Origin of the sequence: Hansschlegelia sp. KR7-227 (assembly GCF_049446035.1) — a bacterium.
Classification (GTDB): domain Bacteria; phylum Pseudomonadota; class Alphaproteobacteria; order Rhizobiales; family Methylopilaceae; genus Methylopila.
Genome location: NZ_JBMSEA010000001.1, coordinates 675,157 through 690,706, shown reverse-complemented (window position 1 = coordinate 690,706; position 15,550 = coordinate 675,157). Strand labels below are relative to the sequence as shown.

The 15,550-nt window shown below is 67.9% G+C and carries 13 protein-coding genes and 1 tRNA gene; 6 read left to right on the top strand and 8 right to left on the bottom strand.

Going from position 1 to position 15,550, the window contains the following annotated elements:
* Positions 1–61: 61 nt before the first annotated feature.
* The 6 genes from ACO2RJ_RS03245 to ACO2RJ_RS03220 form a co-directional block, all read right to left on the bottom strand.
* Positions 62–1,144 (bottom strand): sulfate/molybdate ABC transporter ATP-binding protein, encoded by a 1,083-nt coding sequence (locus ACO2RJ_RS03245; protein ID WP_423266564.1) that lies wholly within the window; start codon positions 1,142–1,144, stop codon positions 62–64.
* 17 nt (positions 1,145–1,161) lie between these two features.
* Positions 1,162–2,025 carry a sulfate ABC transporter permease subunit CysW gene (gene cysW, locus ACO2RJ_RS03240; protein ID WP_423266563.1) on the bottom strand — a complete coding sequence of 288 codons (864 nt, stop codon included), beginning with the start codon at positions 2,023–2,025 and terminating at the stop codon, positions 1,162–1,164.
* On the bottom strand, positions 2,015–2,848 hold the full coding sequence (cysT, locus tag ACO2RJ_RS03235) for a sulfate ABC transporter permease subunit CysT (RefSeq protein ID WP_423268898.1): 834 nt from the start codon (positions 2,846–2,848) through the stop codon (positions 2,015–2,017). The genes cysW and cysT overlap by 11 nt, the downstream gene beginning before the upstream one ends.
* A 172-nt stretch (positions 2,849–3,020) precedes the next feature.
* Complete coding sequence (locus ACO2RJ_RS03230; RefSeq protein WP_423266562.1) at positions 3,021–4,043, bottom strand: sulfate ABC transporter substrate-binding protein; 1,023 nt, start codon at positions 4,041–4,043, stop codon at positions 3,021–3,023.
* 112 nt (positions 4,044–4,155) lie between these two features.
* Positions 4,156–4,602, bottom strand: a complete 447-nt coding sequence (locus tag ACO2RJ_RS03225) for an RrF2 family transcriptional regulator (RefSeq protein ID WP_423266561.1) — start codon at positions 4,600–4,602, stop codon at positions 4,156–4,158.
* A 355-nt stretch (positions 4,603–4,957) separates the two neighbouring features.
* A complete protein-coding gene (locus tag ACO2RJ_RS03220; protein WP_423266560.1) occupies positions 4,958–9,109 on the bottom strand; it encodes a M10 family metallopeptidase C-terminal domain-containing protein in 4,152 nt (1,383 codons plus the stop codon).
* A gap of 380 nt (positions 9,110–9,489) precedes the next feature.
* Here ACO2RJ_RS03220 and ybaL point away from each other — a divergent pair, with 380 nt between their 5' ends.
* From ybaL to ACO2RJ_RS03195, 5 genes are all read left to right on the top strand, one after another.
* A complete protein-coding gene (ybaL, locus tag ACO2RJ_RS03215; protein WP_423266559.1) occupies positions 9,490–11,295 on the top strand; it encodes a YbaL family putative K(+) efflux transporter in 1,806 nt (601 codons plus the stop codon).
* A gap of 173 nt (positions 11,296–11,468) precedes the next feature.
* Positions 11,469–11,546 (top strand) — tRNA-Pro (locus tag ACO2RJ_RS03210).
* A gap of 79 nt (positions 11,547–11,625) precedes the next feature.
* Positions 11,626–11,805: a hypothetical protein gene (locus ACO2RJ_RS03205; RefSeq protein ID WP_423266558.1), complete on the top strand. Its 180-nt coding sequence runs from the start codon at positions 11,626–11,628 to the stop codon at positions 11,803–11,805.
* Positions 11,806–11,918: 113 nt separating this feature from the next.
* A complete protein-coding gene (locus ACO2RJ_RS03200) occupies positions 11,919–12,182 on the top strand; it encodes a hypothetical protein (RefSeq protein ID WP_423266557.1) in 264 nt (87 codons plus the stop codon).
* 97 nt (positions 12,183–12,279) lie between these two features.
* A complete protein-coding gene (locus ACO2RJ_RS03195; protein WP_423266556.1) occupies positions 12,280–12,645 on the top strand; it encodes a response regulator in 366 nt (121 codons plus the stop codon).
* A 23-nt stretch (positions 12,646–12,668) separates the two neighbouring features.
* Here ACO2RJ_RS03195 and ACO2RJ_RS03190 read toward each other — a convergent pair whose 3' ends face one another.
* Positions 12,669–13,613 carry a cytochrome D1 domain-containing protein gene (locus ACO2RJ_RS03190; protein WP_423268897.1) on the bottom strand — a complete coding sequence of 315 codons (945 nt, stop codon included), beginning with the start codon at positions 13,611–13,613 and terminating at the stop codon, positions 12,669–12,671.
* 2 nt (positions 13,614–13,615) lie between these two features.
* On the bottom strand, positions 13,616–14,155 hold the full coding sequence (locus tag ACO2RJ_RS03185) for an SRPBCC family protein (RefSeq protein WP_423266555.1): 540 nt from the start codon (positions 14,153–14,155) through the stop codon (positions 13,616–13,618).
* 221 nt (positions 14,156–14,376) lie between these two features.
* Between ACO2RJ_RS03185 and ACO2RJ_RS03180 the strand changes: the two genes are divergently transcribed.
* A complete protein-coding gene (locus tag ACO2RJ_RS03180) occupies positions 14,377–15,549 on the top strand; it encodes a GNAT family N-acetyltransferase (RefSeq protein WP_423266554.1) in 1,173 nt (390 codons plus the stop codon).
* Position 15,550: the final 1 nt, after the last annotated feature.

Sequence of the window (15,550 nt, the reverse complement as noted above, 5' to 3'; positions counted from 1 at the left end):
CTAGCCGCCGAAGCGGCCGGCGCGTAAGCGCGATCGCGCGCGCCTGCGTTCCGGCGGCGGCTCAGGCCGCCTTGCGCGCGAGGCCGAGCTTCGGCGGTTCGTTGGTCTCGGGGAAGGCCGCGAAGCGCTGGAAGGCGATCCCGACCCTGTCGCCGACGGCCACCTCGACCTCGGGGGCGAGCAGCGCCTCGATCCGGGTGCGCCGGTCGCCGACGGCAAGGTCCGCCCGGCGATAGGCGCCGGTGCGCCGCAGGGCGACGATCTGGCCCCGCGTCGTCGCCGATCCGTCGTCCGGGCCGATCACGATGTCCTGGGGCCGGACATGGATGCGCGCCGGCCCGTCGGGGGCCTCAACCCGCGACAAAGCGAGCGGCGCGCCGTCGAGCGAGGCGACGCCGTTCCTGACCGTCACGGGCAGAGAGGTCGATTCGCCGATGAAGGCGTAGACGAAGGGCGTCTCCGGCCGGTCGTACACGTCGTCCGGGGAGCCGACCTGCTGCAGGTCGCCTTTGTGCAGGATGGCGACGCGGTCGGCGAGCTCGAGCGCCTCCTCCTGGTCATGGGTGACGAAGACCGTGGTGTGGCCGGTCTCGTCGTGGATCTGACGCAGCCAGCGCCTGAGCTCTTTGCGCACCTGGGCGTCAAGCGCGCCGAAGGGCTCGTCGAGCAGCAGCACCTGCGGTTCGATGGCGAGCGCGCGGGCGAGCGCGACGCGCTGGCGCTGGCCGCCCGAAAGCTGCGCGGGATAGCGGCCTTCCAGGCCTTTCAGCTGCACGAGATCGAGCAGCTCGAGCACCTTGCGGCGGATCTCGCTCTCGGCGGGGCGCCGCGCGCGGCCGCGCACCCTGAGGCCGAAGGCGATGTTGTCGAACACCTTCATGTGCCGGAACAGCGCATAGTGCTGGAACACGAAGCCGACATTGCGCTCCTGGACGCTGCGGTGCGAGGCGTCGAGATCGCCGAACAGGATCTGCCCGCCATCCGGAATCTCGAGCCCCGCGATGGAGCGCAGCAGCGTCGTCTTTCCGGACCCCGAAGGTCCGAGCAGCGCGATCAGTTCGCCCGAGCGGATGTCGAGGTTGACCCCGTTCAGCGCCGGGAACTGGCCATACTCCTTGCGGAGATTCCGAATCTTGAGGTCCATCGGTTCGCTCCGTCCGTTCAGTGGCGGTGGGCCGCGGAGATCTCGTCTCCGTAGCGCCATTCGAGCCCCGACTTGATCGCGAGCGTGACGAGGCCGAGGCCCGCCAGCACCGAGGCGACCGCGAAGGCGGCGATGAAGTTGTAGTCGTTGTAGAGGATCTCGACCTGCAGCGGCACCGTGTTCGTCACGCCCCGGAGATGGCCGGAGACCACCGAGACCGCCCCGAACTCGCCCATCGCGCGGGCGTTGCAGAGCAGCACGCCGTAGAGCAGCGCCCAGCGCACATTGGGCAGCGTGACCGACCAGAAGGTCCGGAAGCCGCCGGCGCCCAGCGACAGCGCCGCCTCCTCCTCGCTCGTGCCCTGCTCCTGCATCAGCGGGATCAGCTCGCGCGCGACGAAGGGGAAGGTGACGAACATGGTGGCGAGCACGATGCCTGGGACCGCGAAGATGATCTGGACGTCATGCTTCACGAGCCAGGGGCCGAGATAGCCGTTCGCTCCGAAGAGAATGACGTAGCACATGCCCGAAACGACCGGCGAAACCGAGAATGGCAGGTCGATCAGGGTGATGAGGAAGCTCTTTCCCCAGAAGTCGAACTTCGTGATCGCCCAGGACGCCGCCAGCCCGAAGACGATGTTGAGCGGCACAGCGATGGCGGCGACCGTGACGGTGAGCTGGATCGCGGCCAGCGTGTCGGAGTCCTCGAAGGATTCGAGATACTGCGCGACGCCGCCGCGAAGGCCTTCCGCGAACACCGCGAACAGCGGGAGCATGAGGAAGAAGGCGAGGAAGCCGACGGCGACCGCGATCACCGCGGCTCGGGCGGCCGGGCTCTCGCTCGTCGGGCTCGGCAGGCGCATGGCGGCTTCAGCGGGCATGTCCAAGCCTCCGGCGCGACCATGATTCGATCAGGTTGATGAGCAGCAGGAGCGCGAAGGACAAAGCGAGCATGATCGTCGCGATCGCCGTCGCCGAGGCGTAGTCGAACTCCTCGAGCCGCATGATGATCAGCAGGGGCGCGATCTCGGAGACGTAAGGGATGTTCCCGGCGATGAAGATCACCGAGCCGTATTCGCCGACCGCCCGGGCGAAGGCGAGCGCGAAGCCCGTCATCAGCGACGGCAGCAGCGTCGGGAGCACGACGCGGAACACGGTGACCATGCGCGTCGCCCCGAGCGTCGCCGACGCCTCCTCGAGCTCACGGTCGACGTCGGCCAGCACCGGCTGCAACGTGCGGACGACGAAGGGCAGGCCGATGAACACCAGCGCGACGAAGATGCCGAGCGGCGTGAAGGCGACCTTGAACGGCAGGAGGGAGCCGACCAGCCCGTTCGGCGCGTAGATCGCGGTGAGCGCGATGCCGGCGACCGCGGTCGGGAGCGCGAACGGCAGGTCGACCGCGGCGTCGAGCAGACGCCGCCCGGGAAAGCGGTAGCGCGTCAGCGCCCAGGCGACGATCAGCCCGAACACGGCGTTGAGGGCCGCCGCCGCGAGCGACAGGCCGAACGAGACCTTGAGCGCCGCGAAGGTGCGCGGCTCCATCGCGATGGCGAGGATCCGCGCCGGTCCGAGCGACGCCGCCCACAGCACGACCGCGCCGAGAGGCAGGAGAATGACCAGGCTGAGATAGAGCCAGACGAAGCCGTAGGTCAGGCCGAAGCCCGGGATGGCGCTTGGGGAGCGGAAACGCAGCGTCCTCATGCGTCCCCGTCGTGTCTTGCGGGCGGCGGCGCCGAGCGTCTCGGGCCCGGACGCGCCGTCCGCGGCGATGCTGAAGGGTGCGTTCGACACGAAAACCTCAGAGGCGGCTCGGACGCAGAAAGCCGCGACCGGCGCCGGACCGGCTGCGCCAAGGTGAGGGAGAACCCGCGGGCTACTTCGGCTTGTAGATCTGGTCGAAGGTGCCGCCGTCGCCGAAATGTTCGACCTGCGCCTTCTTCCAGCCGCCGAAATCCTTGTCGATCGTGACGAGCTTCAGCTCCTTGAACCTGGCGACGTCGGCCTTGTCGGCGAGTTCGGGCTTGATCGGCCGATAGAAATTCTTGGCGGCGATGGTCTGACCTTCCCGGTCGTACAGCAGGTTCAGATAGGCCTCGGCCGCCTTGCGCGTGCCGTTCTTGTCCACATTGGCGTCGACGATCGCGACCGGCGGCTCGGCCAGGATGGAGATCGAGGGATAGACGATCTCGAACTTGTCCTCGCCGAACTCCTTGAAGGACAGGAAGGCCTCGTTCTCCCAGGCGAGCAGCACGTCGCCGATCTCGCGCTGCGCGAAGGTCGTGGTCGACCCTCGGGCGCCGCTGTCGAGCACCGGCACGTGCTTGAAGAGATCGGCGACGAAGGCCTGCGCCTTCGTCTCGTCGCCGCCGTTTTTCTCGCGGGCGTAGGCCCAGGCGGCGAGGTAGTTCCAGCGCGCGCCGCCCGAGGTCTTGGGGTTCGGCGTGATCACCTGGACGTCGGGCTTCACGAGGTCGTCCCAGTCCTTGACGCCCTTCGGATTGCCCTTGCGGACCAGAAACACGATCGTCGAGGTGTAAGGCGAGGAGTTGTGCGGCAGCCGTGACTGCCAGTTCTCCGGCAGCTTGCCGGTCGCCTTGGCGATGGCGTCGATGTCGGCGGCGAGCGCAAGCGTCACGACGTCCGCGTTGAGGCCGTCGATCACGGAGCGCGCCTGCTTGCCCGAGCCGCCATGCGAGGCCTGCACGCTGATCGTCTCGCCGGTCTCGGCCTTCCAGTTCTTGGCGAAGGCGGCGTTGAACGCCTTGTAGAGCTCACGGGTCGGATCATACGAGACGTTGGTGATTTTCGTCTGCGCCGCGGCCGGGGCGACGCCTGCGAACAGCGGAGCCGCGAGGGTCAGCGCCGCGAGGATGCGGGCGGCGTGGCGACGGTTCATCGGAGATGTCTCCCGTGATGCGACGCACAATACTCGACATGATCAGTCGGGATTGTCAACGCAAGACGACCTCATTCTATCGATTTTGTTCCAGCCAGTGTTCTTCAATTGATCACTCGCCGGCGACGAGCGCCTGCGTCGGTTCGGGCGCGACGAGCGCGTCCTGGAGCGTGGTCCGGTCGAGGATCTCGACCGTCGCCTCGTACATCTCCGAAAGGATCCGGCGCACCGTGCAGGAGCCTTCATCCGCGCAGTCGCCGCACTTCCGATACGCGGTGCGCGAGAGACAGGGCAGCGGCGCCAACGGTCCGTCGATCAGGCGAAGCACCCGTCCGAGCCCGATCTCGGCGGCCGGGGCGGCGAGGAGATAGCCGCCGTCCTTGCCGCGTCGGCTCTGGATGACGCCGGCCCGCCGAAGCTCGATCAGGATCTGCTCGAGAAAGCTTTGCGGAATGCCCTCGCTGGTCGCGATGTCGCGGATCGACAGCGGTCCCGTCCCGTCCGCGCGGCCGAGCGCGACCAGCGCCTTCAGAGCGTATTTGGCCTTCTGGGTGATCATGGCCCGACGTCTCGACGGATGAGCGGCCGCGCGGCGGAGATCCGCCGCGACTCGTCGCGCCGAACTTCGGGCGCGGCTCTAACATCGTTGGTCGGGGGACAAAAAAATAGGCCCGGTCGTTCCCCAACGACCGGGCCAAGCGTTCGAGAGTTTGGAGCGAAGAGGGGCGGTATCCGCTCCATGCGCCCTTTCGAGGCGTGGGGTTAACTCGACGTGGGGGGACGTTAGACGAGCCCTCCTGAACGAAAACCGGGCGGATCGTTCATCTGGCGTTCAGCCAAATCGCCCCGCGTTCCGAACGTCGCACGCAGGTCAGCGCGCCGGCGGAAGGGCATAGCGGACCTCGCGTGCTCGCTCAGGCGACGACGAAGTCCGAGAATTTCAGGTTGAGGTTCGCCGACAGCAGGGCGAACTGAAGCGGGTCATAGGCGTCGGCGGTTCCGTCGCGGTCGAAGAACAGGCCGCCGCTCTCGCGATCGTAGAGGATGCGGTCGGCCGCGTCGGACGCGATCTCGCCGATCGCGAAGGCCGAGGCCGCCAGCGCGCCCTTCGAAAGCTCCGGAAAGAACCGCGCCGTAAGCTCGATCTCGTCCACGCCGATCGCGAAGTCCGTGATCCGGTCGATATTGCCGGGGCCGAGGCCGTTCGCGAACACGAAGGCGTCCGACCCGCCCCCGCCGGTCAGCGCGTCCGCGCCCTTCGACCCGTCCAGCCGGTTGTCGCCGCCATTGCCGACGATGATGTTGGCTTGCCCGTTGCCCTTCCCGTCGACGTCCGCGCCGCCGACGAGCATCAGATTCTCGACGTTCTTTCCGAGCGTGAAGCTCGCCTGTGACCGTACGAGATCGACGCCGCCGCCGGCGGACTCGCTAACGCGATCGCCTGCGACGTCGACGAGATAGACGTCGTCGCCCTTGCCCCCCGTCATCGAATCCGCCCCGCCTCCGCCGTCGAGAAGATTGTCGCCGGCGTTTCCGTAGATCCGGTTGGCGAGGCCGTTGCCATAGCCCTGGAGGTCGGCCACGCCGAGAAGCGTAAGCTGTTCGACATTGGCGCCAAGGCGGTAGCCGACGGTGGATTGCACGAGGTCGAGACCGCCGTCGGCCCCCTCGCTCACCGCATCGTTCTTCGAGGTGACGACGTAGCGGTCGTCGCCCGCCCCGCCGAGCATCGTGTCCGCTCCGCCGCCGCCGTTCAGCGTGTCGTTCCCGTCAAGACCGGACAGCCGGTTGCCGGCGCCGTTGCCGGTCATGAGGTTGTCGAGCGCGTTGCCGACCCCGACGACGCGCGCGCCGCCCGTCACGACGAGATTCTCGACATTGTCGGCGAGCGTCACGTCGACGGAGGCCCGGGCCTCGTCCACGCCGCCGCCCGCCTGCTCGACGATCGTGTCGCCGCCGGAGTTGATCACGTAGACATCGTTTCCGGAGCCTCCGACGAGCGTGTCAGAGCCGGAGCCGCCCGTGAGCGTGTCGGCGCCGGCAAGCCCGGTCAGAAGGTTCGCCGACGCGTTGCCGACAAGCGCGTTCCCGAGTTCGTTGCCCGTCAGGTTGAAGGCGCCGGAGAGCGCGACGACGCCGTTCTCCACGCCCGCGGTGAGCGTGTAGCTCGTCAGCGCCACGGTCGAGCCGGGGATCCCCTTGCCCCCGGTCGCGATCCGCACGGTGTCGACGCCGCCGCCGCCGGCCGCCGCGCTCTCGTCGACGACGTCGAAGACGTGGACCGGACGGCCTTTTGGACCAAGGACGGCGGTCGTGTCGGCCAGCACATAGGTGTCGTCGTCGCGCCCGCCCGCCAGCGTGTCCCAGCCGAGGCCGCCGGCGATCGTGTCGTCGCCGGAGGATCCGGCGAGCACGTTCGCGCCCGCATTGCCGATGATCAGGTTCGCGAGCCCGTTGCCGGACGCCCTGCTTGCGACCGCGCCGCCCAGAACCATGTTCTCGACATTCGCCGCCAGCGTGTAGACGAAGCCTGCGGGAACCGTGAGATAGACCGTGTCCGTTCCGCCGCCCGCGGCTTCCCCGATCCCGTCGTAGAAGATCGACCGCGTGCCGTTCGGGAAGACGAGGGTCCGGTAGTCGCTGAGATAATAGTCGTCGTCCCCTGCCCCGCCTTCCAGGCGATCGATCCCGAGGCCGCCCGAGAGCGTGTCGGAGCCGTCGCCGCCCTTGAGGATGTTCGCTGCGGCGTTGCCGGTGAGCCTGTTGTCTAGGCCGTTGCCCGTAAGGTCGAAATCGCCGGTCCCGCGAATCTCGCCGTCCTCGACATTGGCGGTCAGCGTGTAGCGGACCCCGAGATCGCCGACGCGCTCCACCCGCACCGTGTCCCGGCCGGCGTCCGCACTCTCGACCACGTCGTCGTAGCGGAAGAAGAACACGTTCGGGCTGCCGGTCGGAAACGCCGGATAGTCCTGCAGGACGTAGACGTCGTTTCCGAGCCCGCCTTCGAGCCGGTCCGGCCCCGAGCCCCCCGTCAGCGTGTCGTTCCCGTCGCCGCCGATCAGCGTGTCCCCGCCCGTCCCGCCCAAGAGGCTGTTCGACAATGCGTTGCCCGAGAGCTTGAACGCCCCGCTCCCGACGATCACGCCGGCCTCCACATTGGCGGCGAGCGTGTGGGAGGTTCCGAACAGGCCCGAGGACCGCTGGACCCTGACGGTGTCGTAGCCGCCGCCGACCTCCTCGATCACTTGATCGAAGCCTGAGAAGATGCCTGGGGGCGTGCGGACGCTGGTGACGCTATCCAGCTCGTAGACGTCGTTCCCGGCCCCGCCCGCCAGCGTGTCCAGCCCCGCCGCGCCGTAAAGCGTGTTGTCCAGCGCGTTTCCGACGATGCGGTTGAAGCCCGCATTGCCCCCGCCATATCGCGCCGATCCAAGCAACGTCAGAAGCTCGACATTCGCCGAGAGCGTGTAGTCGACATAAGACTCGACCCCATCGGCCCCGGCGTCCGCGGCCTCGATGACGAGGTCTCCGCTCGCAGAGACGACATAGGTGTCGTTTCCGGCGCCTCCCGACATGGTGTCCGACCCGAAACCGCCGTCGAGGCGGTTGGCGTACATGTTGCCGACGAGCACGTTTGAGAGCGAGTTGCCCGTCGCGTTGAAGGCCGGGCCGCTCAACCGGAGCTCCTCGACGTTCGCGCTGAGCGTCATGCTCACATTCGACCAGACGATGTCGTAGCCTTCGCCGGCCTGCTCCGCGACCAGGTCGAGAGCCTCGAGCACGTAGTAGATGTCGTTCCCCTGATTGCCCCGCATCGTGTCGGCGCCGATCCCGCCGTTCAGGATGTCGTCGCCGACGTCGCCCACCAGAAGGTCGGCGCCCGCCTCGCCGTCGAGCACGTCGTTGAAGGCGCCGCCGTACAACTGGTCGGCGCCGCCGCCGCCCTCGAGCGTGTCGTTTCCGGAATAGCCGAAGGCGGTGTCGTCGCCCAGGCCGCTCGTCAGCCGGTTCGCGATGATGTTGCCCTGGAGACGGTCCGCGCCCGCGCCCGTCCTTGCGTTCTCGATGAGCGAGCGGACGTCGCTGTTATGGGCAAGCGCGTTGTAAACGGAGCCCTTCGCGAAGGCGTCGAAGGTCTCGCCCGGAACGCCCGTGCCGTGCGTGCCGAGGAAGGCGCGCTGGTCGTCGGCAGGCGTCGACCACGCCCCCGGGTCGAGATTGACCCGGGCATTGGTCCCGTAATTCGAGAAGTCGTAGGTGTCGATCCCGCCGCCGTCCCAGATGGTGCGGAAGATATAGTTCGCGAACGGGACGCCCTGTTTGACGCCGTTGACGGACATCTCGCCCGACCAGCGGTCGAAGGAATAGGTCGTGTTGGTGTTGTTCGTCCCGTAGTCCGCGCCGTAGAGATACTGCAGCGCCGAGATGTCCGACATCATCAGCGACTGCGGCAGCTCCATGCTGCTGGTCACGTCCCGACCGGGCGCGGCGGTCGTCGCCCGGTAGGTCATGACCGAGTATTCCTGCCCGTTGAAGATCGAGCCCAGGGCGGGAAAAACCTCGCCATGCGTCGTCTGCTCGGCGTGGCCGTGCTTGAGGCCTAGGGAATGCCCGATCTCGTGCAAGACGCCGGCCGTGTAGCCGAACTCGCCGAAATCGGGATCGTTGTAGGTTCTCTTGTTGAACCACATGTCCCCGAACGCCTGGGAGTCGAATCGGGTGGGATCGTTCGGCGTGGCCTCGGCCGAGTCGTTCGAGCCGCCGGGCTTGTGCAGCGTGTCCTTTGCGCCGGTGTCGAACGTGTCGGCCATCGCAAACCGGAATGTCGGGCGTCCCGACGTAGCCTCGGTGGCGACGATGCCGCAGACCTGATCGACATTCGCCATGGCGACGCGGACGGCGGCTTGCTGATCGGCGTTGAACGCCACGAAGCCGTTGACCGCGGCATAGCCGACATAATCGTCGTCCGTGGTGGGAAACCCATAGGTGACGTTCAGATCGTCGAGCTTCACCCCCCACAAGACGCCGTCGATCCGGTCGTTGCCGCTCTTGCCGACGTCGGACATCGTTCCCTCCCCGAGGATCAAGCCGGCGAACGCCCCGACGGGCATGCGCAGGCGACCGCCGCCGGCGGCGCGTCAAGGGGCCCCGCGGGTCGCCAATTCGGTCGCGATCGTCCGGCGACGCTAGGCCCTGCCCGTCGACCGGGCAAGACCAAAAGAGAGCCAAACCCACGCCGTCGTCGTCCCGCCGGGGGCGGGTCGCCCGACCTTCTCGCCGCTCGGGCCCGCCGGCCGGCGGGCGGCGAGATTCCGCCCCTCCACGCGTCGCCTGGAAGGGCGCTCGTCGGCTCGGCTCGCGCGTTGGTGTCCGGGAAGCGCATGGCGGCCGGGCGCGGCATACGCGATAAAACGGATCCGGACTTCCCCACCGTCGAGGCGGACGAATGCATCACGAAACGCCGCTGATCTCGATCCTGGTCGGGGGTTTCGTACTTGCTTTCGTATTCGGCGCCCTCGCCCACAGGCTGCGCCTGCCTCCGCTGGTCGGCTACCTCGTCGCGGGCGTCCTGGTCGGGCCGCACACCCCTGGCTTCGTCGCCAACCAGCAGCTCGCTCCGCAACTCGCGGAGATCGGCGTCATCCTGCTGATGTTCGGCGTCGGCCTGCATTTTTCGGTCAAGGAGCTCTGGGCGGTGCGCGCCGTGGCGCTGCCCGGCGCGATCGCCCAAATGGCGGTCGCGACGGCCCTCGGCTGGGGACTGGCCGCCCTCATGGGCTGGTCGTTCGGCGGCGGGATCATCTTCGGCCTCGCTTTGTCGGTCGCCTCGACCGTCGTGCTGCTCAAGGCGCTCCAGGAGCGCAGGCTCGTCGACAGCGAGCGCGGCAAGATCGCGGTCGGATGGCTGATCGTCGAAGATCTCGCGATGGTGCTGGCGCTTGTCCTGCTGCCCGCCGCCGCCAGTCTCAACCCGTCGGATCACGGCGCGGCCGATCCGCTCGCCGCCACTATCGGCCAGGCTCTCGGGCTTGACCTCGGGCTGTCGGGCCTGGTGGCGGTCACGCTCGCCAAGGTGGCGGTTTTCGTCGGGCTGATGCTGGTCGTCGGCCGCAGGCTGGTTCCAGCGCTGCTGCACTGGATCGCGCACTCCGGCTCGCGCGAGCTGTTCCGGCTGGGCGTGCTCGCCATCGCGCTCGGAATCGCCTTCGGGGCGGCGCAGCTCTTCGGCGTCTCGCTCGCGCTCGGGGCGTTCTTCGCCGGCATGGTCCTGTCGGAGAGCCCGCTCAGCCAGGCCGCGGCCAGTGAAAGCCTTCCGCTGCGCGACGCGTTCGCCGTCCTGTTCTTCGTTTCGGCCGGCATGCTGTTTGATCCGACGATCGCGCTGCGCGACCCTTGGCCGGTGCTCGCGACGGTCTTCGTGATCGTCATCGGCAAGTCAATCGCGGCGTTCCTGATCGTCCTCGCCTTCCGGCGCAGCGTCGGGACGGCGCTCACGATCTCCGCGAGCCTCGCGCAGATCGGCGAGTTCTCCTTCATCCTCGCCGAGCTCGGGCTGAAGCTGAACCTGCTGCCGTCGGAGGGACGCGACCTCATCCTCGCCGGCGCCATCATCTCGATCATCCTGAACCCGGCCGTCTTCTATCTGACCGACAGGCTGCGCCCCAGGCTGGAGGCGCGTTTTCCAGGTCGCGCCGTGCGGGCCGCGAGCGCTGCGGAGCGCGACGCGACCGCGCCCGAGCCGACGGCCGAGACGCAAGGGGATCGCACGGAAACGCCGACCGCTCTCACAGGCCATGTCGTGCTCGTGGGGTCGGGCCGGGTGGGCGGCATCGTCGCCGAGCATCTGAGGACGGCGCAGGCGCCGTTCCTCGTGATCGAGGACGCCGAGGCCCGGATCGCCGCGCTGCGGGCGGCCGGCGTCGAGGTCATCGCTGGCAACGTGGCCGCGGCCGGCACGCTCGACCTCGCCAACATCGGCGCGGCCGCGACTTTCGTGATCGCCATCCCGAACGCCTTCGAGGCCGGCCAGGCCGTGGAGCAGGCGCGCGCGAGCAACCCGCCTTTGCACATCGTCGCGCGCGCCCATTCGGACGCGGAGGTCGAGCATTTGCGAGGCCTGGGCGCCGACGTGGTGATCATGGGCGAGCGGGAGATCGCGCGGGCCATGCTTGTCTTGCTGCGGGAGCGCGGCGTCGCGCCGGACGAGGCCGCGGGCCCCCCGTTGATCCGCCCGGCGCCGCCCGCCGCATGATCCGAAAGACCGGGGCCCTTCGGCGCGTCGCGCGACCGGCGCCCTCGCCCGGACCGAGATCCGGAGCGTTTCGATCTTGCGCCGCCGACCGGTTCGCGTCGCGCTCCTGGATCGTGTTGTCGCTTGCGCGCAGGCCGGAATGGCACTAGAGCATCCACGCCCCTCAGGGGCGTCGGAGCGTGGCGCAGCCCGGTTAGCGCACTAGTCTGGGGGACTAGGGGTCGTGGGTTCGAATCCCGCCGCTCCGACCAGCTTCTTCGTGCGATGGGCGGCGACGATTCGCAGCCCATCGCCGTTCCCCCCCGCCTTGCTCGAAAGCGCCTTATCAAAATGGACGATTACACTGCCCTGCTCGAGCGTATGAAAGTCGCCCAGGTCGAGCTCATCGCCGCGGCCGCGAAGGCGAAGACGCTGCCCTCCGACGGCGCGCTTCGCAAGATCGCCGACCTGGAGGTCGCGATCGGCGCTCTCGAGCACCTGATCGAGGACGGCGCGCTCCCGCAGCGCTGAGCCGCGACGGAGCAACTGTAAACATTCCGTGAAATTTCCACGGCTTCGGGGAACTCGAAGCCGTGACGTGCGTTTGCAGACTGAAAACAGACAGCGCACGTCGAGAACATACGATGTTCTACGTACTTGACATCTCCAAGACGACCTCCTCTCGCGACATTGTCGTCGATCCGAAACTTGTCGATGATTTTGATGCGGTCGGCGAGTCCAAGGTTCTCGGCGATAATTACGCCGACGAGGACATCGATCTCGTCGACGACTCGCTTCTGAACACGACCCCGCACAATGCGATCGAGCGGCAGTTGCTGAACGGCGACATGATTGGACTTGCCCTGATGTCCGGCGCGATCATCTGGAGCGCCATGGGCGCGTTCTGACGGCGGCGATAAGGCGGCTCGCTTTCGCTCACCGCACCTTCCGCCTCTTCACATGAACATCGCGCCCGCCTGTGAGCCAGCGCAGCAAGGATGCGGCGTGCGGGTTCTGTATGTCGATGACGAACCCGACATCCGCGAGATCGCGCGCCTCGCTTTATCGCTCGACGCCGGCATAGAGGTCGAGACCGCAGGGTCCGGCGCGGAGGCCGTGTGGCGCGCCGGCGAGTGGCGGCCGGACATTATCCTGCTCGACGTGATGATGCCGGAGATGGACGGGCCGACAACCTTGGCGGCGCTGCGGGCGGACGCCCAGACCGCGAACATCCCTGTCGTCTTCATCACGGCCCGGACGCAGGCGCAGGAGGTCGAAACATTCAAGCGGCTCGGAGCCGTTTCGGTGATCCCCAAACCCTTCGATCCGATGGCGCTCGCCGCGCAGGTGCGTAGCCTCGGCGGAGCGTAGCGGCGGCGGACTTTCCCCGCTGTTCAGGGCGTCTTCCGCACGAATCGGCCAAAAGCTCTGGGCCCGTCGCCGGTCGCGAGTTCGCTGATCACCTTCAGCGTCTCCGTGTCGATCACGGCGACCGTGTTCGCCTCCCAGCACGCGACGTAAATGAGCCGGCCGTCCAAGGAGGCCTCGACGCCTTCGGGATAGGCCCCGACCGGTATTTCCGCGACGGGCTTCAGCGTCGCGAGATCGAAGACCGAGACCTGTTCTTCGTACTGATCGCTCACGAAGCCCCGGCCGTTCGCGAGACCTACGGCGTAGGGCCGCTCGCCGACCTTGACGGTCCCGACGACCGCCCGAGCCGACAGGTCGATCACCGAGACGTCGTTCGAGCCGACATTGGCGGTGTAGGCGCGCTCGCCTTTGGCGTCGATCGTGACGCCGAACGGCCGCTCGCCGACCTTGATCTCGGCCACTCGCCTTCCCGTCCCGGCATCGACGACCGAAACCTGATTGGAGTCGCGGTCGGCCGACAGCAGGAACTTGCCGTCGGGCGTGACGGCGAGGCCCGACGGCGATTTGCCGACGTCGTAGCGCGCGGTCACCGCCTTCGACGCGGGATCGACGACCAGAATGTGCTGCGAGTACCAGTCGGCTACGTAAAGCGGCTGGCCCGACGGATGAACGGCGACGCCGAGGGGGCCGCCCTCGACCGGAATCCGACCGAGGGACGACCGCTTCGCCGTGTCCAGAACGGTGACGTATTTTCCCTCGGGGCTCGTCACATAGGCGCGCGAGCCGTCGGCGGACACCGCGATCCCGGCCGGCCGGCCGCCGATCGGGATGGTCGCCACGGCCTTGCCCGCGGCGAGATCGAAGACCGTGAGATCGTCGCCGTTCTGATTCGTGACGAAGGCCTCGTCCGCGCGAGCGGCGCCGGCGAGGACGAGGCCGAGCGCCGCGAGGGCGACGCGCGCGGTCAGGATCAGCTCCCGCCTTCGATCTTCTTCTTCAGGCTTTCGAGCGTCGTCTTATAGAGCCCGGTGACGGCCTTCACGGCGGCCTCGTCGTTCAGCTCCGGCGGCGGATCGTTGTTGGGGTAACCGCGATAGAACGCGCCCTGCCAGGTCACGGTGCTCTTGTCGCCTTCGCCCTTGACGGTGACGGTGGACGAGTAGTTGTTGACCGGCAGCACCTTCACGTCGACCTTGTCGATCCGATAGCTGTAGGTCATCGTCGCTTCGTCGTATTTGGAGAGCTCTTCCTCGACCGTCGCGCCTCCGTCCTTCAGCGTCAGCTTGCGAGTCGCGCCCTTCTCGTTGCCCTTCTCGCCCTCGGTCTTGTCGACGATCGGGATCCAGCTCGCGTCCTGAAAATTGCCGACGACCTTCCACACCTTGTCCGGCGCGGCGTTGATCTGGACCTCTTCCTTGACCTTCTGTCGCGAAGGCCCGTGGGCGTCGGCCACGCCGACAAGTCCGACCGCCGCCGCCGTGGCGAGGGCCGCGAGCAGATGAAGTTTCATCAGGTTGCTTCCTTCCTGTTCCGGCGTCCCGGAGCGACGGTCCGCCGCGCCGTTCGCGCATTTGGGCCTCGCGACCGTGGCGCATAGAACCAAAGCGGGGCGTGGGGATAAAGCCCCGAAAGCATGTCCCTTCGACGCACCCGCGCCTGAATCTCTCTGCAGGATCCTATGCTTCGCGTAGCTTGCAATCCGCCTTCCCACGCCGCGCCCTCTCCGCCCCTATGACAAGCGATCAGACCTTCCGCGCCCGCGTCGTGCCGCGCATCGCCGACATCGACGGCGCTCTCTGGAACGCCTGCGCCCTCTCGGGAGAGCCGGCGGCGAACCCCTTCGTCGACCATCGTTTCCTGACCGCGCTCGAGGAGTCCGGCTCGGTCGCGGGCGAGACCGGCTGGGCGCCGGCGCATCTCGCGCTGGAGCGCGCGGACGGAACGCCCGCCGGCTTCGCGCCGTGCTACCTCAAGTCCCACAGCCAGGGGGAGTACGTCTTCGACCACGCCTTCGCGGACGCCTATGAGCGGGCGGGCGGCGACTACTACCCCAAGCTCCAGGTCGCCGTCCCGTTCACGCCGGTGACCGGCCCCCGCCTCCTGGTCGCTCCAGGCCAGGACGCAGCCCCCGCGCGCAAGGCGCTCGCGGCCGCCTTGAGGGGCTTCATGTCGCAGACCGACGCGTCGTCGGTTCACGTCACCTTCGCGACCGAGGACGAACGCGAGGCGCTCGTCGGCGAAGGCTTTCTTGCGCGCGACGACCAGCAGTTTCACTGGAGCAACGAGGGCTACGGGAGCTATGACGACTTCCTCGGCGAGCTCGCGTCGCGCAAGCGCAAGCAGCTCAAGCGCGAGCGCCGCGAGGCTCTCGGCGACGACATCTCGGTGCGGCATGTTACCGGCGCCGATCTCACCGAAGCGCAGTGGGACGCGTTCTACGCGTTCTATATGGACACCGGCGCCCGCAAATGGGGGCGGCCCTACCTCAACCGCCGCTTCTTCAGCCTCGTCGGCGAAGCGATGCCGGAGAAGATCCTGCTGGTGTTCGCCGAGCGCGACGGTCGTCCGATCGCCGGCGCGCTCAACTTCATCGGCGAGGACGCGATCTACGGACGCTACTGGGGCGCGGTCGAGGATCGGCCCTTCCTGCATTTCGAGATCTGCTACCACCAGGCGATCGAGGCCGCGATCGAGCGCGGGCTCGCCCGCGTGGAAGCCGGCGCGCAAGGGCAGCACAAACTTGCGCGCGGCTACCGCCCCGTAACGACGCGCTCGGCGCATCTGTTCGCCGACCCCGGACTCCACACGGCCGTCGCCGACTATCTCGTGCGCGAGCGCCGTCAGATCGCCGCGATGCACGACGTGCTCGACGAGTCCGCCCCTTTCCGGCGTGGTCCGGCTTGAC